This window comes from Microbacterium meiriae, assembly GCF_040685015.1.
GTDB lineage: Bacteria > Actinomycetota > Actinomycetes > Actinomycetales > Microbacteriaceae > Microbacterium > Microbacterium meiriae.
In genome coordinates, this window is sequence record NZ_JBFBHD010000002.1 from 855,921 (window position 1) to 873,468 (window position 17,548).

At 70.2% G+C, this 17,548-nt stretch carries 15 protein-coding genes; 4 read left to right on the plus strand and 11 right to left on the minus strand.

The window, feature by feature from the left end; genetic code table 11:
- Positions 1-207 precede the first annotated feature (207 nt).
- Entirely contained in the window at positions 208-1,509 is a 1,302-nt protein-coding gene (locus tag AB0N68_RS12720) for a PrsW family intramembrane metalloprotease (RefSeq protein ID WP_268776448.1), read from the minus strand.
- Positions 1,510-1,598: 89 nt separating this feature from the next.
- Between AB0N68_RS12720 and AB0N68_RS12725 the strand changes: the two genes are divergently transcribed.
- A complete protein-coding gene (locus AB0N68_RS12725) occupies positions 1,599-2,468 on the plus strand; it encodes a fumarylacetoacetate hydrolase family protein (protein WP_280566061.1) in 870 nt (289 codons plus the stop codon).
- 64 nt (positions 2,469-2,532) lie between these two features.
- On the opposite strand, the gene AB0N68_RS12730 is transcribed toward AB0N68_RS12725, so the two are convergent.
- The 4 genes from AB0N68_RS12730 to AB0N68_RS12745 are packed head-to-tail and all read right to left on the minus strand — an operon-like array spanning position 2,533 to position 6,719.
- Positions 2,533-3,993 (minus strand): aspartate ammonia-lyase, encoded by a 1,461-nt coding sequence (locus AB0N68_RS12730; protein WP_187663860.1) that lies wholly within the window; start codon positions 3,991-3,993, stop codon positions 2,533-2,535.
- Between the two features lie 52 nt (positions 3,994-4,045).
- Positions 4,046-4,975, minus strand: a complete 930-nt coding sequence (locus AB0N68_RS12735) for a phosphodiesterase (protein ID WP_280566063.1) — start codon at positions 4,973-4,975, stop codon at positions 4,046-4,048.
- A 47-nt stretch (positions 4,976-5,022) separates the two neighbouring features.
- Positions 5,023-5,358, minus strand: coding sequence for a peptidase (locus AB0N68_RS12740; protein ID WP_187663858.1), 336 nt, complete (start codon positions 5,356-5,358; stop codon positions 5,023-5,025).
- Entirely contained in the window at positions 5,355-6,719 is a 1,365-nt protein-coding gene (locus AB0N68_RS12745) for an inorganic phosphate transporter (RefSeq protein ID WP_259953728.1), read from the minus strand. The genes AB0N68_RS12740 and AB0N68_RS12745 overlap by 4 nt, the downstream gene beginning before the upstream one ends.
- A gap of 154 nt (positions 6,720-6,873) precedes the next feature.
- Here AB0N68_RS12745 and AB0N68_RS12750 point away from each other — a divergent pair, with 154 nt between their 5' ends.
- Together AB0N68_RS12750 and AB0N68_RS12755 are read left to right on the plus strand one after the other, a co-directional pair.
- Positions 6,874-8,967, plus strand: coding sequence for a S9 family peptidase (locus AB0N68_RS12750; protein ID WP_280566064.1), 2,094 nt, complete (start codon positions 6,874-6,876; stop codon positions 8,965-8,967).
- 285 nt (positions 8,968-9,252) lie between these two features.
- On the plus strand, positions 9,253-10,116 hold the full coding sequence (locus tag AB0N68_RS12755) for a DUF559 domain-containing protein (protein WP_363332850.1): 864 nt from the start codon (positions 9,253-9,255) through the stop codon (positions 10,114-10,116).
- Positions 10,117-10,313: 197 nt separating this feature from the next.
- Here the strand turns inward: AB0N68_RS12755 and AB0N68_RS12760 are convergent, their stop codons facing one another.
- The 6 genes from AB0N68_RS12760 to truB all read right to left on the minus strand — a co-directional run bounded on the left by AB0N68_RS12760 (position 10,314) and on the right by truB (position 16,592).
- Positions 10,314-11,342 carry a 6-phosphofructokinase gene (locus AB0N68_RS12760; protein ID WP_187663854.1) on the minus strand — a complete coding sequence of 343 codons (1,029 nt, stop codon included), beginning with the start codon at positions 11,340-11,342 and terminating at the stop codon, positions 10,314-10,316.
- A 204-nt stretch (positions 11,343-11,546) separates the two neighbouring features.
- Complete coding sequence (locus AB0N68_RS12765; RefSeq protein ID WP_280566068.1) at positions 11,547-13,691, minus strand: DEAD/DEAH box helicase; 2,145 nt, start codon at positions 13,689-13,691, stop codon at positions 11,547-11,549.
- Positions 13,692-13,892: 201 nt separating this feature from the next.
- Positions 13,893-14,843, minus strand: coding sequence for a bifunctional riboflavin kinase/FAD synthetase (locus AB0N68_RS12770; protein WP_268776453.1), 951 nt, complete (start codon positions 14,841-14,843; stop codon positions 13,893-13,895).
- A complete protein-coding gene (locus AB0N68_RS12775) occupies positions 14,840-15,277 on the minus strand; it encodes a hypothetical protein (protein WP_232089220.1) in 438 nt (145 codons plus the stop codon). The genes AB0N68_RS12770 and AB0N68_RS12775 overlap by 4 nt, the downstream gene beginning before the upstream one ends.
- 56 nt (positions 15,278-15,333) lie before the next feature.
- Complete coding sequence (locus tag AB0N68_RS12780; RefSeq protein ID WP_280566071.1) at positions 15,334-15,702, minus strand: hypothetical protein; 369 nt, start codon at positions 15,700-15,702, stop codon at positions 15,334-15,336.
- The gene (gene truB / locus AB0N68_RS12785) at positions 15,699-16,592 is read right to left on the minus strand and encodes a tRNA pseudouridine(55) synthase TruB (protein WP_280566073.1); all 894 of its coding nucleotides are present in this window, start codon (positions 16,590-16,592) and stop codon (positions 15,699-15,701) included. Before truB ends, AB0N68_RS12780 begins: the two co-directional genes overlap by 4 nt.
- Positions 16,593-16,644: 52 nt before the next feature.
- Here truB and AB0N68_RS12790 point away from each other — a divergent pair, with 52 nt between their 5' ends.
- Entirely contained in the window at positions 16,645-17,541 is an 897-nt protein-coding gene (locus AB0N68_RS12790) for an iron-sulfur binding domain-containing protein (RefSeq protein ID WP_280566075.1), read from the plus strand.
- Positions 17,542-17,548 lie beyond the last annotated feature (7 nt).

Below are 17,548 nucleotides of genomic sequence, written 5' to 3' on the forward strand. Positions count from 1 at the left end.
TCCAACCCGACCGTCGCGCGGCCGGTCAACGCGACGGCACCTGCTCACAGCGAACACCTCGCCGAGGGACTCCGCTCCGAAGTCCCCCGGGGCTCTTGACAGTTCGCGGGACGCGGGTGCACCCTGGTGGCAGATCAACTCAGCGCCCGGGAGACATGCAGGCATCGCCGCAGCACCGGGCGCTGAGTCTGTCTGCGGGGGCGCCGCTCAGTAGGCCAGCAGCGCGGCGCGTGCCGCCCTGGTCCGGATCAACAGGGCACGCTCGTCCTCGACGGCGAGCGGGTCTCGTCCGGTGATCGCCCGCTGGCGGACCGCGGCCAGAGCCGTCGCATCCTTGATGAATTCGCGCATCAGCGGCCGGCGGTCGCCGCGCAGCTGCGCGGCCCAGGCGAGCCCCACCTTGCGCCCGGCCGGCGTGGCCAGCATCGTGACCTCCTCCGGCGTGAACCAGCCGGCGGCCGCATACTCGGCCAGGCGGGCCCGGGTGAGCCGCGCCTCCTCCCTGCGCAAGGCGATGATCCCGAGGATGAAGCCGATGAACAGCGGTACCTGCAGGGTGAAGTAGAGGCCGAAGAAGTCCGCGAATGTGGCCGATCCGTTCCACAGTGCGTGCAGGAGGATCGCCCCGACCATGCCGAGCAGACCTGCTCCGGCGGCCGCTCCGGCGGAGGCGTGCCGGCGGGCCACGAGGCCGATCGCGAAGCCGGTCAGCGAGGTGAACATCGCGTGCGCGAACGGCGACAGCACCGCCCGCACGATGAACGTGACGCCGAGCTGCTCCCCGCCGCCCTCGATGAGGCTGATGGCGAAGTACTGGATGTTCTCGGTGAACGCGAAGCCTGCACCGACGAGCGCCCCGTAGACGACGCCGTCGACCGGCCCGTCGAAGGACCGCCGCGCGAGCAGGAAGATGAGGAAGACCCCGAGGCCCTTCCAGAACTCCTCGACGATGGGGGCCTGCACCACCGCCGAGAACTCCTCGGACCGGATGCCCAGCAGCATCGTGAGCCCGATGTCGACGAGGAGCGTGAGGCCGACGGCGGCGACCGCACCCCAGGCGATGGCGAATGCGACGAGGCGCTTGGGCTCGGGCTCCCAACGGTCGATCATGCGCACTCCGAGGAAGACGATCGTGAGCGGGATCACAGCCAGGACGAGCCCGATCACCGAGGCGGTCGGGCCGAGGGCCCAGCCGAAATAGCCGATGAGTGCGAGCAGCAGGAAGCCGAGGAAGCCGAAGAGCCACAGCGAGATCGTGCGGCCCTTCTTGTTCGGCACCGGGAGAGCCGGCAGCGACTCCGCGGGCGACGGCGCGACCGGCGCCGGCGGTGTGTAGGGCGTGGGTTGCGCGAGAGCCGACGCATAGCCCGGCTGCTGTCCGTAGGACGGCGGCAGGTAGGGCGATTGCGCGTACTGCGCGGCGGAGTACGCCGAGGGCTGTGGTGGTGTCCCCGCCGGGGGCGTGTATCGCGCGGGCTGCTGGGGGTCGGACGGTCCTCCGAAGGTCATGGTCAAAGCTTATGGGGCACAAGCATCCGCGCCGGGCTCTGGGGGCTTCCTCCACCCGACCGGCCGCGGGCACCCGGTAGCGTAGAACCATGCGGTTCGCTCACCTGTGCCGTCCAGACTCCTCCCGTGCGGTTCTCGCCGTGGTGGAGGGCTCGGACGCCATCCTCGTCTCCGATCTCCTGTCCGACGCGCCTGCCACCCTGCAGCAGCTGATCGAGCGAGGGGACGCCGGACTCGACGAGCTCCGCGCCGCCCTCCGCGACGGCACGGCCCCGCGCCACCCGCTGACCGGCTGGGGTTTCGCCTCCGCGGTCATCGCGCCGCCGGCGGTGCTCGCCGTCGGGCTCAACTATGCCGCCCACTCCAGCGAGCTCGGCCTCAAGACCGACGCCGCGCCGACCGTGTTCACCCTGTGGCCCAACTCGCTCACCGGTCACGATCAGACGACCTCCTGGCCGCGGAGCCTCAGCGAGGCCGTCGACTACGAGGCCGAGCTGGGCGTGCTCATCGGCACCCCCGCGAAGGACGTCCCGGAGGCGGACGCCCTCGCGCACGTCTGGGGTTACACCGTGGTCAACGACATCACCGCCCGGAACATCCAGTTCTCCGAGGCGCAGTGGTCCCGTTGCAAGTCGTTCGACGGCTTCACCCCCACCGGCCCGTTCGCGGTGACCGCCGACGAGATCGCCGACCCGCAGGACCTCCACATCTGGACCGTCGTCGACGGGCACACCGTGCAGGACGCCAGCACCGACCAGATGGTGCGTTCGGTGGCGAAGCTCATCGCGCACCTCTCCCAGTCGCTCACGCTGCTGCCCGGTACCCTGATCTCGACGGGCAGCCCGGGTGGCGCCGGCTACTCCCGCGACCCGCAGATCTTCCTCCGCGACCGCTCGACCGTCACGGTCGGCATCGACGGGATCGGCGAGCTCACGACGCACTGCCGCATCCTCGACTGACTCGGACACGACGAAGGGGACGGGAGCTGCGAGCTCCCGTCCCCTTCCCGTATCCGGTCGACGCTCAGATCTGGATGAGGTCGTCCGGGGTGACGATCGGGATGGCCGCGGTGACCGCCTCCAGGCCCGACAGGCGGGCAGGAGAGAGCTGCTTGGTCACCTCGTCGCGGGACATGAGCCCGGCCTCGACCACCAGGTCGGCGACGTTGCGGTTGGTCAGCAGAGCCGTCTTGGCCAGAGCCGCGGCCGCCGCGTAGCCGATGAAGGGCGTGAGCGCCGTGATGACGCCGACCGACGCGCCGACCATCGCGCCCAGACGGTCGCGGTTGGCGGTGATGCCCTCGACGCAGTTCACGCGCAGCGTCCACATGGCCTGACGCATCCAGGTGATCGACTGGAAGATCGAGTGCGCGATGACGGGCTCGAAGGCGTTGAGCTGGAGCTGACCGCCCTCGACGGCCATGGTCACCGTCATGTCGGCGCCGACGACCGCGAAGGCCACCTGGTTCACGACCTCCGGGATCACCGGGTTGACCTTGCCGGGCATGATGCTGGAACCGGCCTGCCGTGCGGGCAGGTTGATCTCGCCGAGGCCCGCCTGCGGACCGGACGACAGCAGCCGCAGGTCGTTGCAGATCTTCGAGAGCTTGATGGCGTTGCGCTTGAGCGACGACGAGAACGACATGAAGGCGCCCGTGTCGCTCGTGGACTCGACGAGGTCGGTGGCCGTCTCGAGGTCGAGCCCCGTGATCTCGCGCAGGTGCTTCAGCACGGCCGGCGCGTAGTCGGGGTGGGTGGTGATGCCGGTGCCGATGGCGGTCGCGCCCATGTTGATCTCGAACATGAGCGAGGCGTTCTCGGTGAGGCGGCTGTGATCCTCGCCCAGGGTCGTGGCGAAGCCATGGAACTCCTGGCCGAGAGTCATGGGCACCGCGTCCTGGAGCTGGGTCCGGCCGACCTTGAGGATGTCGTGGAACTCCCCCGCCTTGCCGAGGAACGCCACGCGCAGGGCGTCCAGTTCGTCGAGCAGCGAGCGCAGCGTCAGCGAGAGGCCGATCTTGACCGCGGTCGGGTAGACGTCGTTGGTCGACTGGCTGCGGTTCGTGTGGTCGATCGGAGAGAGGAAGGCGTAGTCGCCCTTCTCGCGTCCGGCCATCTCGAGCGCGATGTTGGTGATGACCTCGTTCGCGTTCATGTTCGTCGAGGTGCCGGCGCCACCCTGGATGACGCCGACGGTGAACTGATCGTGGAACTCGCCGTCGATGACGCGCTGCGCCGCGCGGTCGATGAGGTCGGCGCGCTCGGCGTCGAGGACCCCGATCTCCTTGTTGGCCCTCGCGCTGGCCTGCTTCACCATCGCGAGCGCGATCACCAGTTCGGGGTACACCGAGATGGGGCGCTTCGTGATCGGGAAGTTCGCGTCGGCGCGGGCGGTGTGAATCCCCCAGTACGCCTCGGCGGGAATCTCCATGCTCCCCAGCGAATCGGTCTCGGTACGGGTATTGGCGGGCGCGGCAGAAGCCATGTCACATCCTCGTGGGTCGTGGCGAACGGAAAGGTCGGGGGATGCGTCCAGTCTACGCCGGTCCCTGCGGGGGTTTTCTGGAGAACGCCTCCAGGCGTCCTTCCGGCGTCAGCGCCGCCATGCGGGCGACCCACTCCTCGGAGAAGTAGTCGCCGGTCGGCGCATCGACCACCGGGACGACGGTGTGCGTGATGGTCTCCGGCCGCACGTGCACGAGCTGGAACGCCTGGGCGGCGTCCATGCCGTTCACCTCAGACGCGGGGCGCGCGACGTTCATCGTGTAGCAGGTGGCGGACGCCACGCTCACCGGGACGCCGGCGAACAGCCCGTGCGAGGAGTAGTGCAGGTGACCGGCGAGGATGCCGCGGACGTCGGTGTCCCGGATGACGGCGGCCAGCTCGTCCTGATGCCGCAGCTCGAGGATGTCGAACAGCGGCAGATGGCTGGGCAGCGGCGGGTGGTGCATCGCCAGGAGCGTGCCGTGCGGCGCCGGCTCGGCGAGGACCTCGGCGAGCCACGCGAGCTGCGCCGGGTCGAGGTCGCCGTGATGCCACCCGGGAACGCTCGTGTCGAGGGCCACCAGACGCAGCCCGTCAAGATCCCACACCCCGGTGACCGGCTCTTCCGTGGGCTCGGCATCGAGGAGGACCTCGCGCAGCACCGGGCGCTCGTCATGGTTACCCGCGACCCAGACCACGGGAGCGCCGAGTTCGGCGGCGACCGGCTCGATCGCCGCACGCAGCCGGCGGTACGCATCCGGCTCGCCGAGGTCTGCGAGGTCCCCGGTGATCACGATGGCGGCGGGAGCGGGATGCACGGCGCGGATCGCCTCGAGCGTCCGCGCGAACGTGCGCTCGACGTCGTACCGTCCCCCCAGCGCCGCACCTCCGGCCAGGAAGTGCGGATCGCTCACATGGATCAGGACGTGGGAGGCGGGGGCGTACCGACCGAAGACCGGTGGTGTTCCCTTCGCTGCGGACATGTCCTCAGCCTACGGCCGGTCACCGACGCGCCCGGCGCACCGCGGACTCAGTGGCCGATGACGATCAGGAGGATGCCGGCGATGACCGCGGCGGCGCACAGCACGAAGCAGCCGTAGGCGCCCACGAGCGCGAGGGTCTTCTGCCCTTCGGTGAGCGGACTCTTCTTCGCTGCCTTCGCCGCCTGCTTGGCGGCCCGCTTGAGCTCCTTCTCCGAGATCACCGTGATGGCGTCGGTGAACTCCGCGGGGCTCACGACGGGCGCCCGCCCGCTGCGCACGAGCAGACGCAGGCCCAGGGCGTAGAAGGTGACGATGGCGGCGGCGCCGATGAGCGCGGCGGCGAACACCTGCAGGAAGGCGATCCAGTCGATCGTGACGTTCATGCCGAGTCCCCGTTCTGCGACGCGTCGGACGACGAGGCGCTGCCGGTCTTCGCGGCCTTCGCGTCCGCCTTGGCCTTGGCCTTCTTCTTCGCCTTGTCCTTCGCCTCGGCCTTCGCCTTCTCCTTGGCCTCGGCACGGGCCTTCGCCTCCGCCTTCGCCTGGGCGATGCGCTGCTGGCGACGCGTGGGCGGCGGGGTGTCGGGAACCTCGACGGCGAGGTGGGATTCGGCGACGTCGCTCATGGCGTTGGCCGGCGTGACGGCGTTGCGCCGAGAGCGCATGTACAGCCCGAGGATGATCGCCACCGCGAGGACGGCGTCGATGGCGACGCCCCACGGGCCGAGCCACACGACGAGCAGTGCCGCCAGGGCGCCGACGCCTCCGGCCGCGGGCAGGGTCAGCAGCCAGCCGACGCCGATGCGTCCTGCCGTCCGCCAGCGGACCGTCGACCCGCGACGACCGAGGCCGGATCCGATGACCGAGCCCGAGGCCACCTGGGTGGTGGAGAGCGCGAATCCGAGGGCGCTGGAGGCGAGGATCGTCGCGGCCGTCGAGCTCTCCGCCGCGAAGCCCTGAGCCGGCTTGACGTCGGTCAGGCCCTTGCCCAGCGTGCGGATGATGCGCCAGCCGCCGAGGTACGTGCCGAGGGCGATAGTGAACGCACAGGCGATGATGACCCAGAGCTCGGGCTCGTGGTGCGCACCGGACTGCCAGCCGACGGTGATCATGGCGAGCGTGATGACGCCCATCGTCTTCTGCGCGTCGTTGGTGCCGTGTGCGAGGGCGACGAGGGAGGACGTGAAGATCTGACCCCAGCGGAATCCGTCCCGTCCGTCCGGCTTGCCGTCGTAGCGACGCGTGACCGAGTAGGCGATCTTCGTCGCGACGTACGCGATGATGCCGGCCGTGATGGGGGCGATGAGGGCGGGGAGGACGATCTTCGACAGCACGGCGCCGAAGTCGATGCCGCCGAGACCGGCGCCGACGAGCGTCGCGCCGATCAGTCCGCCGAAGAGCGCGTGGGACGAGCTCGACGGCAGGCCGAGCAGCCACGTCAGCATGTTCCAGGTGATGGCGCCGATGAGTCCGGCGAAGATCAACGAGAGGAACAGTTCCGCTCCCGCGGCGATGATCGCATCCTCCTGGATGATGCCGCCGGAGATGGTCTTGGACACCTCGGTCGACAGGAAGGCGCCGACGAGGTTGAGGAGAGCGGCCAGGAGGACCGCTGTCTTGGGCTTGAGCGCTCCGGTCGCGATGGGCGTGGCCATCGCGTTCGCGGTGTCGTGAAACCCGTTCGTGAAATCGAAGAAGAGTGCCAGCGCGATGACGAGCACGACGATGAGGGCTGCGGTTTCCACCGTTCGCTTTCGGTCTTGAGGAAGAGGGAGATGTCGACGGGATCGACGTGACGAACGAAGAGTTCACCGTGGGTTTGACTTCCGTTTACCGGCCCCGGTAAATCCTGCCACCGTCCCCCGTGCCGGTCAACTCGACCTGGGATAGCGTGGGACGGTGACTGACGCCCCGATCGCCGCCCGCCGTTCCACCCTCCGCACGCATCACGGCGACACGGTCGACGACCCGTACGAGTGGCTGCGCGCCAAGGACTCCCCCGAGGTCATCGCACACCTGGAGGCGGAGAACGCGCACACCGAGGCCGAGACCGCGCACCTCGCCGCGCTCCGCGAGACGCTGTTCCAGGAGATCAAGGGACGGGTTCAGGAGACCGACCTCTCGGTGCCGACACGGCGTGGAGACTGGTGGTACTACAGCCGCACCGAGGAAGGCGCGCAGTACGGCATCCACTGTCGCGCCGCCGCCGTCGAAGGCGATTGGACGCCGCCGCGTCTCGAGCCGGGGGTGCCCGTGCCCGGCGAGGTGGTGCTGCTGGACGGCAACGTCGAGGCCGAAGGGCACGAGTTCTTCTCGCTCGGCGCGTTCGACACCTCCGATGATGCGACGAAGCTGCTGTGGTCGACGGACTTCGAGGGCGACGAGCTCTACACGGTCCGCGTGCGGGACCTGCAGACGGGCGTCACGCTGGACGACGAGATCCCGAACACCGGCGGCGCGTTCTTCACCCCGGATGGCACCGGCATCCTCTACACGACCCGCGACGATGCGTGGCGCCCCGACACCCTGTGGCTGCACCGGCTCGGGACCCCGGTGGCGGACGACATCACGCTCTTCCACGAGCCCGACGAGAAGTTCTGGCTCGGCGCCGGGATCACGCGGAGCCGGCGCTACCTCGTGATCGGTGTGGGCTCCAGCATCACGAGCGAGGAGTACCTCGTCGACCTCGCCGGCGACATCACGGCGGAGCCGCGCACGGTGTGGCCGCGGCGCGAAGGCGTGGAGTACTCGCTCGAGCACGCGGTGGTGGACGGTGAGGACCGGCTCCTCATCCTGCACAACGACGACGCCCTGGACTTCGAACTCGTCTCCGTAGCGGCGGACGACCCGCAGGGCGAGCGCCGCGTCGTCGTCGCCCATCAGCCAGGACGGCGACTGCTCGGAGTGGACGCCTTCCGCGACTTCGCCACGGTGGAGTATCGCAGCGAGGGCCTCGAGCGCGTGGGCCTCCTGGACTACGCGACCGACACGGTGGAGGAGCTGCGGTTCGACGAGCCCCTCTACTCCGCGGGGGTCAGCGGCAACCCGGAGTGGCACTCCCCCTTCCTGCGACTCGGGTACACGTCGTTCGTCACGCCGGGCACGGTGTACGAGCTCGACCTCGCGACGCGGGAACTCGTGTTGCGCAAGCAGGTGACGGTGCTCGGCGGCTACGACCCCGCCGACTACGGACAGCGTCGGGAGTGGGCCACCGCGGAGGACGGCACCCGCGTGCCGATCTCCCTCGTGTGGAAGCGCTCCTTCGGCGAGCCCGGTGCGACCACGCGTCCCGTCCACCTCTACGGCTACGGCTCGTACGAGCACTCCATCGACCCGGGCTTCTCGGTCGCACGGCTCTCGGAGCTGGACCGCGGAGTCGTCTTCGCCGTGGCGCATGTGCGCGGAGGCGGCGAGATGGGTCGGCAGTGGTACGAAGACGGCAAGCTCCTGCACAAGCGGAACACCTTCACGGACTTCGTCGCCTGCGCCCGGCACCTCGTCGACGAGGGGACGACCACCCCGGCCCAGCTCGTCGCGGAGGGCGGCAGTGCCGGGGGTCTGCTGATGGGCGCGGTCGCCAACCTCGCCCCGGAGCTCTTCGCCGGCATCCTCGCGGGTGTGCCGTTCGTCGACGCGCTGACGACGATCCTCGACCCGTCGCTCCCCCTCACCGTGATCGAGTGGGACGAATGGGGCGACCCGCTGCACGACCCCGAGGTCTACGCGTACATGAAGTCGTACACGCCGTACGAGAACGTGCGCGACGGCGTGGAGTATCCGCGGATCCTCGCGGTGACCTCGCTGAACGACACCCGGGTGCTCTACGTCGAGCCGGCGAAGTGGGTCGCCCGGCTGCGGGAGGCCGGCGCGAAGGACGTGCTGCTGAAGTGCGAGATGGTCGCGGGGCACGGGGGCGTGAGCGGACGGTACAACTCCTGGCGCGAGCGGGCGTTCGAGATCGCCTGGCTCCTCGACACCCTCCACCTCGCCTGACCCGCGACATCAGGCGCTCGCGCGGCATCAGGCGCCTGCGCGCTGACCTGGCCTGAACTCGCGCGCGCGCCTGTGCTCACGGGGCGCGACGCCGGCACAGGCATCGGCGCGGAGTCAGGCACGCGCGGGGCGTCAGGCGCCCATGCCTGTCCTAGCCTGAACTCGCGTGATGGCCTGTGCTCACGACCGAGCACTGCTCCTGCACAGGCAGAGAGTTCCGGGAAGCGCCTCCCCATCCGCGGTGGCGTGGTGAAGCGCGGCAGCGGGAGCCCGCAGGGTGGAGGGGTGACACGCACACGGGTGGAGAGCTGGGTCCGGGAGCAGGGAGGATCCGCGCATTCGTCGCGCGTGCGCGAGGCGGGCTTCACCGAGTACCAGATGCGTCGGGCGGTGCGGGAAGGGACGCTCGAGCGCGTGCGCCGGTCGTGGCTGCTCGTCCCTGAGGTCGATCCACGGCGCAGGGCCACAGCATCCGTGGGCGGGAGGGTCACCTGCGTGAGCGCGGCGGCCCTCGCCGGGTGGTGGGATGTCGGGGCCGCGGAGGTCCACGTCGCCCTCCCCCGCACCGCCTCTCGATTCGATCGCGTCGGCGTCCAGGTGCACTGCGCACAGGGGCCCGTTCCGGTGCATCCGCGGGCGGCGGTCGATCCCGTCCTAGGCGCCCTGTTCCAGGTCGCGCGATGCCGGCCGTTGATCGAGGCCCGCGCGATCTGGGAATCCGCGCTCCGCCACGGGGCCGTGGAACTGGACACGCTCGTGCGAGTGCGGTGGCGGTGCGACGCCGCGAATCGCCTCGCTCGAGCCGTCCGCGGCCGGTCGGACTCCGGTCCCGAGACGGTCTTCGTCGAGCGGATGCGGGCGATCGGCATCGATGTGCGGCAGCAGGTGTGGGTGGACGGCCATCCGCTCGACGGCGTCATCGGCGAGCGTCTTGCCATCCAGATCGACGGCTTCCGCCACCATAGCGCCGCGGGCGACCGGCGGCGCGACCTCGCTGCTGACGCAAGGCTCGCACTCCGCGGCTACACGGTCCTCCGCTTCGACTATCACCAGGTCATGGTCGACGACCGTCATGTCGAGGACACCGTCCTGGCCGCGCTCGCGCAGGGGCTCCATCGCGCAGACCATCGAGCGACGGGTCGCGGATAGCGGACCGAACACAAGCACAGGCCCTCACGGGAGTTCAGGCGAGGAAGACAGCAAGACGCCTGAAGCGGCGCGAGAGCCTGACACGGCGTGAGGCCGAGGGAACAGGCGAGCGCGCGGACACAGGCTCTCACGCAAGAACAGGCGAGAACGACAGCAAGACGCCTGAAGCGGCGCGAGAGCCTGAAGCCGGGCGGAGGTCAGCCGAAGAGGGCGGCGGCCTCGTCGTAGCGGTAGCGCGGCACCGTGTTCAGCTCGCCGAGAGCATCGGCGAACGGGACGCGGACGATGTCGGTGCCCTGCATCGCGACCATCTGCCCCCAGGCGCCGTCAACGATGGCGTCTGCGGCGTGCAGGCCGAGGCGGGTCGCGAGGACGCGGTCGAACGCTGACGGCGAGCCGCCGCGCTGGATGTGGCCGAGGATCGTGGCGCGGGTCTCGATGCCCGTGATCCGCTCGATCTCGGGGGCGAGCAGGTCGCCGATGCCGCCCAGCCGCGGTCGGTTGAACGCGTCCAGGCCCTTGTCGCTGTAGGCCTCGTCCATGCCGGCGAGCTTGAAGCCCTCGGAGACGACGACGAGCGGTGCGCGACCGCGATCGTGGGCGCTCGTGACGAGAGCGGTGATCTCGTCCAGCGACATCGGCACCTCGGGGATGCAGATGACGTGGGCCCCGGCGGCCATCCCGGCATGCAGCGCGATCCAGCCGACGTGACGACCCATGACCTCGGCGACCATGCAGCGCTGGTGGGAGTCACCCGTGGTGCGGAGCCGGTCCATGGCGTCCGTGGCGATGTTCACGGCGGTGTCGAAGCCGAAGGAGTAATCCGTGGCCCGGAGGTCGTTGTCGATCGTCTTCGGAACGCCGAGCACCTTGATGCCGTCCTTGGCGAGACGGTCCGCCGCCGCGAGGGTGCCTTCGCCGCCGATCGCGACGATGCCGTCGATCTTGTGGCCGTAGAGCGTCTTCGCGATGTTCTCCGCACCGCCGCGCTCCCCCTCGTACGGGTTGGTGCGGCTGGTGCCGAGGATCGTGCCACCCACCTTGGACAGGCCCTTCACCTCGTGCCGGGTCAGGGGCATGAAGTCGCCCTCGACGACGCCGCGCCATCCGTCGCGGATGCCGACGAACTCGAGGTCGTAGGTCGTGGTGCCCTTGAGCACGATGCCGCGGATGACCGCGTTGAGTCCGGGGCAGTCGCCGCCGCTCGTCAGGATGCCGATTTTCATGCTGCTGCCTTCGGAGGTCGAGGGATGGGGGTGAGGCGACAGTGCCTGCGATCGACACTAGCGCGCCGCCCCCTCGCGTGGCCATTCGAGCGCGTCGAAAACCCGCGATCTTGACGGCCGCAGCGACCGATGCCGACGAAGTTCGCGCCGCGACAGGAACTTCCGCCTGCAGCAGCGTTAAGAACTCTTGTTCTTGACGCTCGCTCAGCGGCCGCCGAGAGCCTCGCGCAGAAGATGCATCAGCGCGGCCAGCTGCACCGACTCGCTGGCGGTCTCCTCCGTCGCCTCGCCGTCCAGCGCGCGGGCCGCGAGCCCCTGCTTCTGGTCGATGAGCTCCGCGATCTTCGTGTCGATCGTGTGGGCGGCGATGATCCGCCACGCCGTGACGGGCTCGTCCTGTCCGATGCGGTGCACGCGGTCGATGGCCTGCGTCTGCTCGGCCGCGGTCCACGACAGCTCCGCGAGCACGACGTTCGACGCCGCCTGCAGGTTGAGGCCGACGCCGGCCGCCGTGAGCGAGCACACCGCGATGCCGACCTCGGGGTCGCCGTTGAAGTCGTCGATGGCCTGCTGCCGTGCTGTGTTCGTCTGGTCACCGCGGATGGACACCGCGCGGATGCCGGCCGAAGCGAAGTGCGCCTCCGCCTGGTCCATGACGTCGATGTGCTTCGCGAAGAACACGACCTTGCCGACCGACCGCTGCAGCTGCGCGGCGTAGTCCGCCGCTAGAAGCGCCTTCGCCTGACCGATGCGGCGCACCATGGTGAAGACGTTGTCTCCCCCGGTGCCGGCCGCCTTCGACTCCTCGAGCTCGTTCTGCGCGACGAGACGGACGATGTCGTCGTCGATCTCGCCCGGGACGAGGCCGCGGTCGCCGCGTGCCTCGATGATGCGACGGTAACGGGCGGCCAGCCGCTCCCCCAGCTCGCGCTCGGCCTGGCGGATGCTGCGGCCGAACTCGTCGTCGAGCTGCACGGGCAGATCGGCGATCAGCTTGTCGGGCAGATCGGCGGCGACGTCCTTCTTCTTCCGTCGCACGATGCCCATCGAGATCACCGCGTCGCGGGCCTCCGGGTAGAAGGCCTTGTCGGCAGGCGTCAGTCCCGTCGCGTCGAGCTTCTCCATGAGCTCCGGTCCGGGCTTCTCGCCGTTCGTCCAGCCGAGGAAACGCCAGATGGCGTCGAAGTCCTCGACGTCGTTGATGAGCGGGGTACCGGTGAGCGCGAGCATGAGCGGATCGTGCCCCGGCGTGCGCTCGCGCACCTGCGCGGCGAGCGAGAGCACGTTCTGCGAGCGCTGCGACGAGAGGTTCTTGATGAAGTGCGCCTCGTCGACGACCATGCCGCGCAGGCCGATCGACGCCAGCCACGACATGTGACGGTCGAGGATCTCGTAGTTCACGATGAACACGTCGGCGAAGGCGTCGATGTCATCGCCGTCGCCCTGGATGACCGTGGCACGACGCTGCGGCGTCCACCGCTCGACCTCGCGCGCCCAGTTCATCTTCACGACGTTGGGCACGACGACCAGCAGCGGATAGGCGCCGGCGACGGAGGCCGCGAGCACCGACTGCGCCGTCTTGCCGAGGCCCGGCTCGTCGGCGAGCAGGAAGCTGCGGTGCCCGGCACGGACGGCCTCGAGGAAGCGCGACTGGTGCACCATGATCTCGCGGCCCTTGGGCGAGAGGTGATCGAACTCGGGGGCCGGGGGAAGCTCCATCGACGCCGCGGCACCGCCCGCACCCGTCTCGAATGCCTTGTACAGCGGCCCCATGAGCTCCCAGCCGTCTAGACGGCGGCGCGGCGTGCTGGCCGGACGCGGCGTCAGGTCGGGCGCCAGGAACGGGTTGGCGAGCTGGCGGGCCTCGACCGATGGCGGGGTGACCTGACGCTCCGCGATGGCCGCGGGCACCACCGACACCTGTACGGGCGCGGGGTCGGCGATGATGAGCTCCTCGGGGGGAAGCTCGGCACCGGACTCGAGCAGCCAGTCGCGACGCATCCGCTTGGCGACCGGCGAGGTGGCCTGGTCGGCCTCGAGCAGCTGGATGAGCGAGGTGTCCCGAGCGGCCGTCTTCGCGAGGATCGTCGCTACGCCGTCGAGCCGCTTGAGCAGCTCGGCGCGGGCCGCATCGGTGATCTCGGTGTCGGCCTTGACCCTGGCGCGCTCCTCGCGCACCAGGAACGCGATCACCTGGAACTTCGTGCGGTTCGTGGGGCCCAGCTTGCCGCGCTGGGACTTCGCCTCGATCTCGCGCACCTTGCGCGCGAGGATCGGGATGAGGGGTGCCTCGTCATCGCGACGGGACGTCTTCTTGCGCCGCGGGGCGGCGGTTGCCGTGGTCGGCATGCTCCTCCTGAGCCTGAAGGGCTCCGGCTCCCTCAGGGAGCCGTGAGCCGTTCTCGTCGTCCGCGTGTGGCGTGAGCCAGGACCGTGCGGACTGTGGATCGGTGTTCCCGCCGGAGCACGCGATACGTGCGGGACCGGTGGGAGCCTGATGCCATTCTATGCCATCCCGGCCCCCGGCCGCGGAAGCAGGGTGCCGCCGTGTTACACGGGTTCGTCGAGGATGGCCGCGGCCTGCGCGACGTCGGCGGCCATCTGCGTCATCAGCTTCTCGATGCCCTCGAACGCGACCATGCCGCGCAGCCGCTCGACGAACTCGACCGTCACGTCATGACCGTAGAGGTCGAGACCGGTCTCCCCCAGCACATGGGCCTCGACCTGACGCACGAGCACGTCGTCGAAGGTGGGGTTCGTTCCCACCGAGATCGCCGACGGATGCCGGATCCCCGTGTCGTGGTCGACGAGCCATCCGGCGTAGACGCCGTCGGCGGGCACGAACGCGTCGACGATCGTGGAGAGGTTCGCGGTCGGGAAGCCGAGCTCGCGTCCGCGCTTCAGACCGTGGACCACGACGCCGCGCACGTCGGGATACCGTCCGAGCGCGCGAGTGGCCTCGGCGACATCCCCCGCCATCAACAGCTCGCGGATCCAGCTCGACGAGACCCGTCGGCTGGAACCCGGAAGGTAGACGTCGTCCACGACCTCGACCGTGAAGCCGTAGCGGGGGCCGAGTGCGCGCAGCAGCTCGGGCGTTCCTGCACCCCGGTGCCCGAAGCGGAAGTCGGCACCGACGAGCACGGTGGACACGTGCAGCGCGCCGACGAGGATGTCGACGACGAAGTCCTCGGCGCTGCGGGCGGCGAGCGTCTCGTCGAACGTGAGCACGAGCGTCGCGTCGAGGCCGAGCTCGCTGAGGAGTTCCAGCTTGCGGTCGACGGTCACGACGTTCTCGGGGCACCGGTCCGGACGGATCACGGCGAGCGGGTTGCGGTCGAACGTCACCGCGACGGCACGGCTCCCCGAGGCTGCGGCGGCCTCCTCCAGACGGCGGATGACCGCCCGGTGCCCCTCGTGCACGCCGTCGAACTTCCCGATGGCGACGGCGCTGGGGCCGTAGCCGTCCGGGACCTCGTCCGGATTCCGGAACACGATCACGCGGCGACCTCGACCGGACGCGCGGCCTCGACGGGCCGGTGCGTGCGGAGCCACCAGATCCCGAAGACCGGGAGGACGAGAGGGATGAAGAGGTAGCCGCGCCCGAACAGCGACCACACGGTCTCGTGCTGGAAGAGCTCGGGGAGGACGAGGCTGAGCACGCCGACGACCAGGACACCGGTGAGCTCGAAGACGATCGCGACCCAGGCGACGGTGTACCAGCCCCGACGCCGCGCGAAGACGAGCGCGAGCGTCGCCAGGACGTACACGACCGCGGCGAGCGCAGACAGCGTGTAGGCCAGCGGGGCCTCGTCGAATCGACGGACGATCTGCACGAAGCTGCGCCCGGTGGCCGCCAGCGCCATCACGGCGTAGACGATCACCAGGACACGACCGATGCCGGTCATCCGGGTGGAGGGGGCGGTGGAGCTCATAGCGCATTCCATCCTAGAGCCGGGTGAGCCGCCCGGCGTCCGCTCCCGGTCCGCGCTCAGGCGACCTGGATCGTCCAGATGACCTGCATGCGCCACAGCATGATCGCGATCGCGAGGGCGGCCACGCCGAGAACGACAGTGCTCCACCGGCTGCGCTCCATGAGGGCCCAGAGCACCGCACCGATCGGGAGCAGAGCCGCCGAGACGAGATACACCCAGAACTCCAGCAGGTCCCCGGTCGGCGGATTCCCCGCGAGGGGCGCGACGATGGCGACGACGACCTGCGCGAACAGCAGCACCTCGACGAGCGCGAGTGCGCCTACCGAGAAGTCGCTGGGGCGCCGACCGGCGAACCCGGCCCCGAGGCAGAAGAGCCCGGCGGCGACGGCGACGACGATCTGCACGATCGTGAACCACAGGATCATCGGGAGACCTCCGGCATGTTCATGGCGCTCTTCACATCGGCGCCGCGCTTCTCGACGATCCCCACCAGCACGCCGTCGTCCTCGATGGCCGCGGCGAGCGGACCGTCCAGGCGCACCGCCTGCCCCGCCAGACGCTTGCCGTGGCGCAGATCGCGGGCCTCGTCCGCCGTGACGGGGAGGACGGGGAGCACGCGAGCGGCGGCCTCGCCGGGGGTGAGCACGGGAGCGGTGTCGAGCGCGTCGATCGACACCGCGTCGCGCACGTCGAACGGGCCGACGCGGGTGCGGCGGAGCGCCGTCAGGTGACCGCCGACGCCGAGGGCAGCGCCCAGGTCGCGGGCGAGCGAGCGGATGTAGGTGCCGGACGAGCAGTCCACCACGACATCGAGGTCGAGGGCGTGGTCGTCGCGGCGACGGGCGAGGACATCGAACCGGGAGACGACGACCTCCCGCGGCTCGAGGACGACCTCCTCCCCCGCACGGACCCGGTCGTACGCGCGACGACCGTCGACCTTGATCGCCGACACCGCGCTCGGGACCTGGGAGATCGCGCCCGTCAGCGCGGCCACCCCGGCATCGATCGCCGCGTCCTCGACAGCGACGAGGGCGGCGGGGTCCGCAGTGTGGAGGATCTCGCCCTCCGCGTCATCCGTGGAGGTGACGGCACCGAGCCGGATGGTCGCCTCGTAGGTCTTGTCGGCGCCCACGATGTACGTGAGGAGGCGGGTCGCGCCCTCGATGCCGATGACGAGCAGCCCCGTGGCCATCGGGTCGAGAGTCCCGGCGTGGCCGACCTTGCGGGTCCCGAAGGCCCGGCGGGTGCGGGCGACCACGTCGTGACTGGTCAGCCCGCCGGGCTTGTCGACGAGGAGGATACCGGGGGTCGCCATCCCTCCAGCCTACCGAGGCCGAGAGCGGCGACCGCTCGCCTAGGCTGGAGGGATGGCCGCGCCCGCACCGTCCCCTGCGACGTTGACGCCCCTGCTCGGCTGGTACGCCGAGGCGGCGCGCGACCTCCCGTGGCGCCGGCCGGACTTCCATGCGACGTTCGGCGCCTGGGGCGTCCTGGTGAGTGAGTTCATGCTGCAGCAGACGCCCGTGACCCGGGTGATCCCGCATCTCGACGCGTGGCTGACACGGTGGCCCACGCCCCGCGCGATGACGACAGCGTCCACGGCGGACGTCGTGCACCAGTGGGCGAACCTCGGCTATCCGCGGCGGGCCCTGTGGCTGCACCGGGCCGCCATCGAGGTGGTCGAACGGCACGGAGGCGTCGTGCCGCGCGACGTCGACGCCCTCCTCGCCCTCTCCGGCATCGGCGACTACACCGCCCGTGCCGTGGCCGTCTTCGCGTACGGCGACCGACATCCCGTCGTCGACACCAATACACGGCGCGTCCTGGCACGAGCCGTCGATGGACGGGCACAACCGGGGCCACCATCCCGCCGCGACCTCGCTCTCATGTCCTCCCTGCTTCCCGAGGGGGTGACTGAGGCGAGCGTCCTCAACGCCGCGGCGATGGAACTCGGCGCGACGATCTGCACGTCGCGCGCGCCCCGGTGCGAGCGCTGCCCGCTGGCTGACACCTGCGCGTGGCTCGCAGCCGGCCGACCCGATACCGGAGACGAGCGACGGCGACAGGCCACGTTCGAGGGGTCGGACCGCCAGGCCCGCGGCGCCGTGCTCCGGCTCCTGCGCGATGCGGCCCCCGAGCCGGTTCCGCTCACGGCGGTCCTCCCGGCATGGCCCGACCTGCATCAGCGGGATCGGGCGATCGATTCCCTGATCGCAGACGGACTCGCGGAAGCGGACGGGGAGGGACTCTCGCTGCCGCGGTGAGCGCTGC

Excerpts from the sequence above, each read along its gene's own strand:
- AB0N68_RS12720 (WP_268776448.1), bottom strand. The coding sequence starts at position 1,509 with ATGACCTTCGGAGGACCGTCCGACCCCCAGCAGCCCGCGCGATACACG.
- AB0N68_RS12725 (WP_280566061.1), top strand. The coding sequence starts at position 1,599 with ATGCGGTTCGCTCACCTGTGCCGTCCAGACTCCTCCCGTGCGGTTCTC.
- AB0N68_RS12730 (WP_187663860.1), bottom strand. The coding sequence starts at position 3,993 with ATGGCTTCTGCCGCGCCCGCCAATACCCGTACCGAGACCGATTCGCTG.
- AB0N68_RS12735 (WP_280566063.1), bottom strand. The coding sequence starts at position 4,975 with ATGTCCGCAGCGAAGGGAACACCACCGGTCTTCGGTCGGTACGCCCCC.
- AB0N68_RS12740 (WP_187663858.1), bottom strand. The coding sequence starts at position 5,358 with ATGAACGTCACGATCGACTGGATCGCCTTCCTGCAGGTGTTCGCCGCC.
- AB0N68_RS12760 (WP_187663854.1), bottom strand. The coding sequence starts at position 11,342 with ATGAAAATCGGCATCCTGACGAGCGGCGGCGACTGCCCCGGACTCAAC.
- AB0N68_RS12765 (WP_280566068.1), bottom strand. The coding sequence starts at position 13,691 with ATGCCGACCACGGCAACCGCCGCCCCGCGGCGCAAGAAGACGTCCCGT.
- AB0N68_RS12775 (WP_232089220.1), bottom strand. The coding sequence starts at position 15,277 with ATGAGCTCCACCGCCCCCTCCACCCGGATGACCGGCATCGGTCGTGTC.
- AB0N68_RS12780 (WP_280566071.1), bottom strand. The coding sequence starts at position 15,702 with ATGATCCTGTGGTTCACGATCGTGCAGATCGTCGTCGCCGTCGCCGCC.
- truB (WP_280566073.1), bottom strand. The coding sequence starts at position 16,592 with ATGGCGACCCCCGGTATCCTCCTCGTCGACAAGCCCGGCGGGCTGACC.
- AB0N68_RS12790 (WP_280566075.1), top strand. The coding sequence starts at position 16,645 with ATGGCCGCGCCCGCACCGTCCCCTGCGACGTTGACGCCCCTGCTCGGC.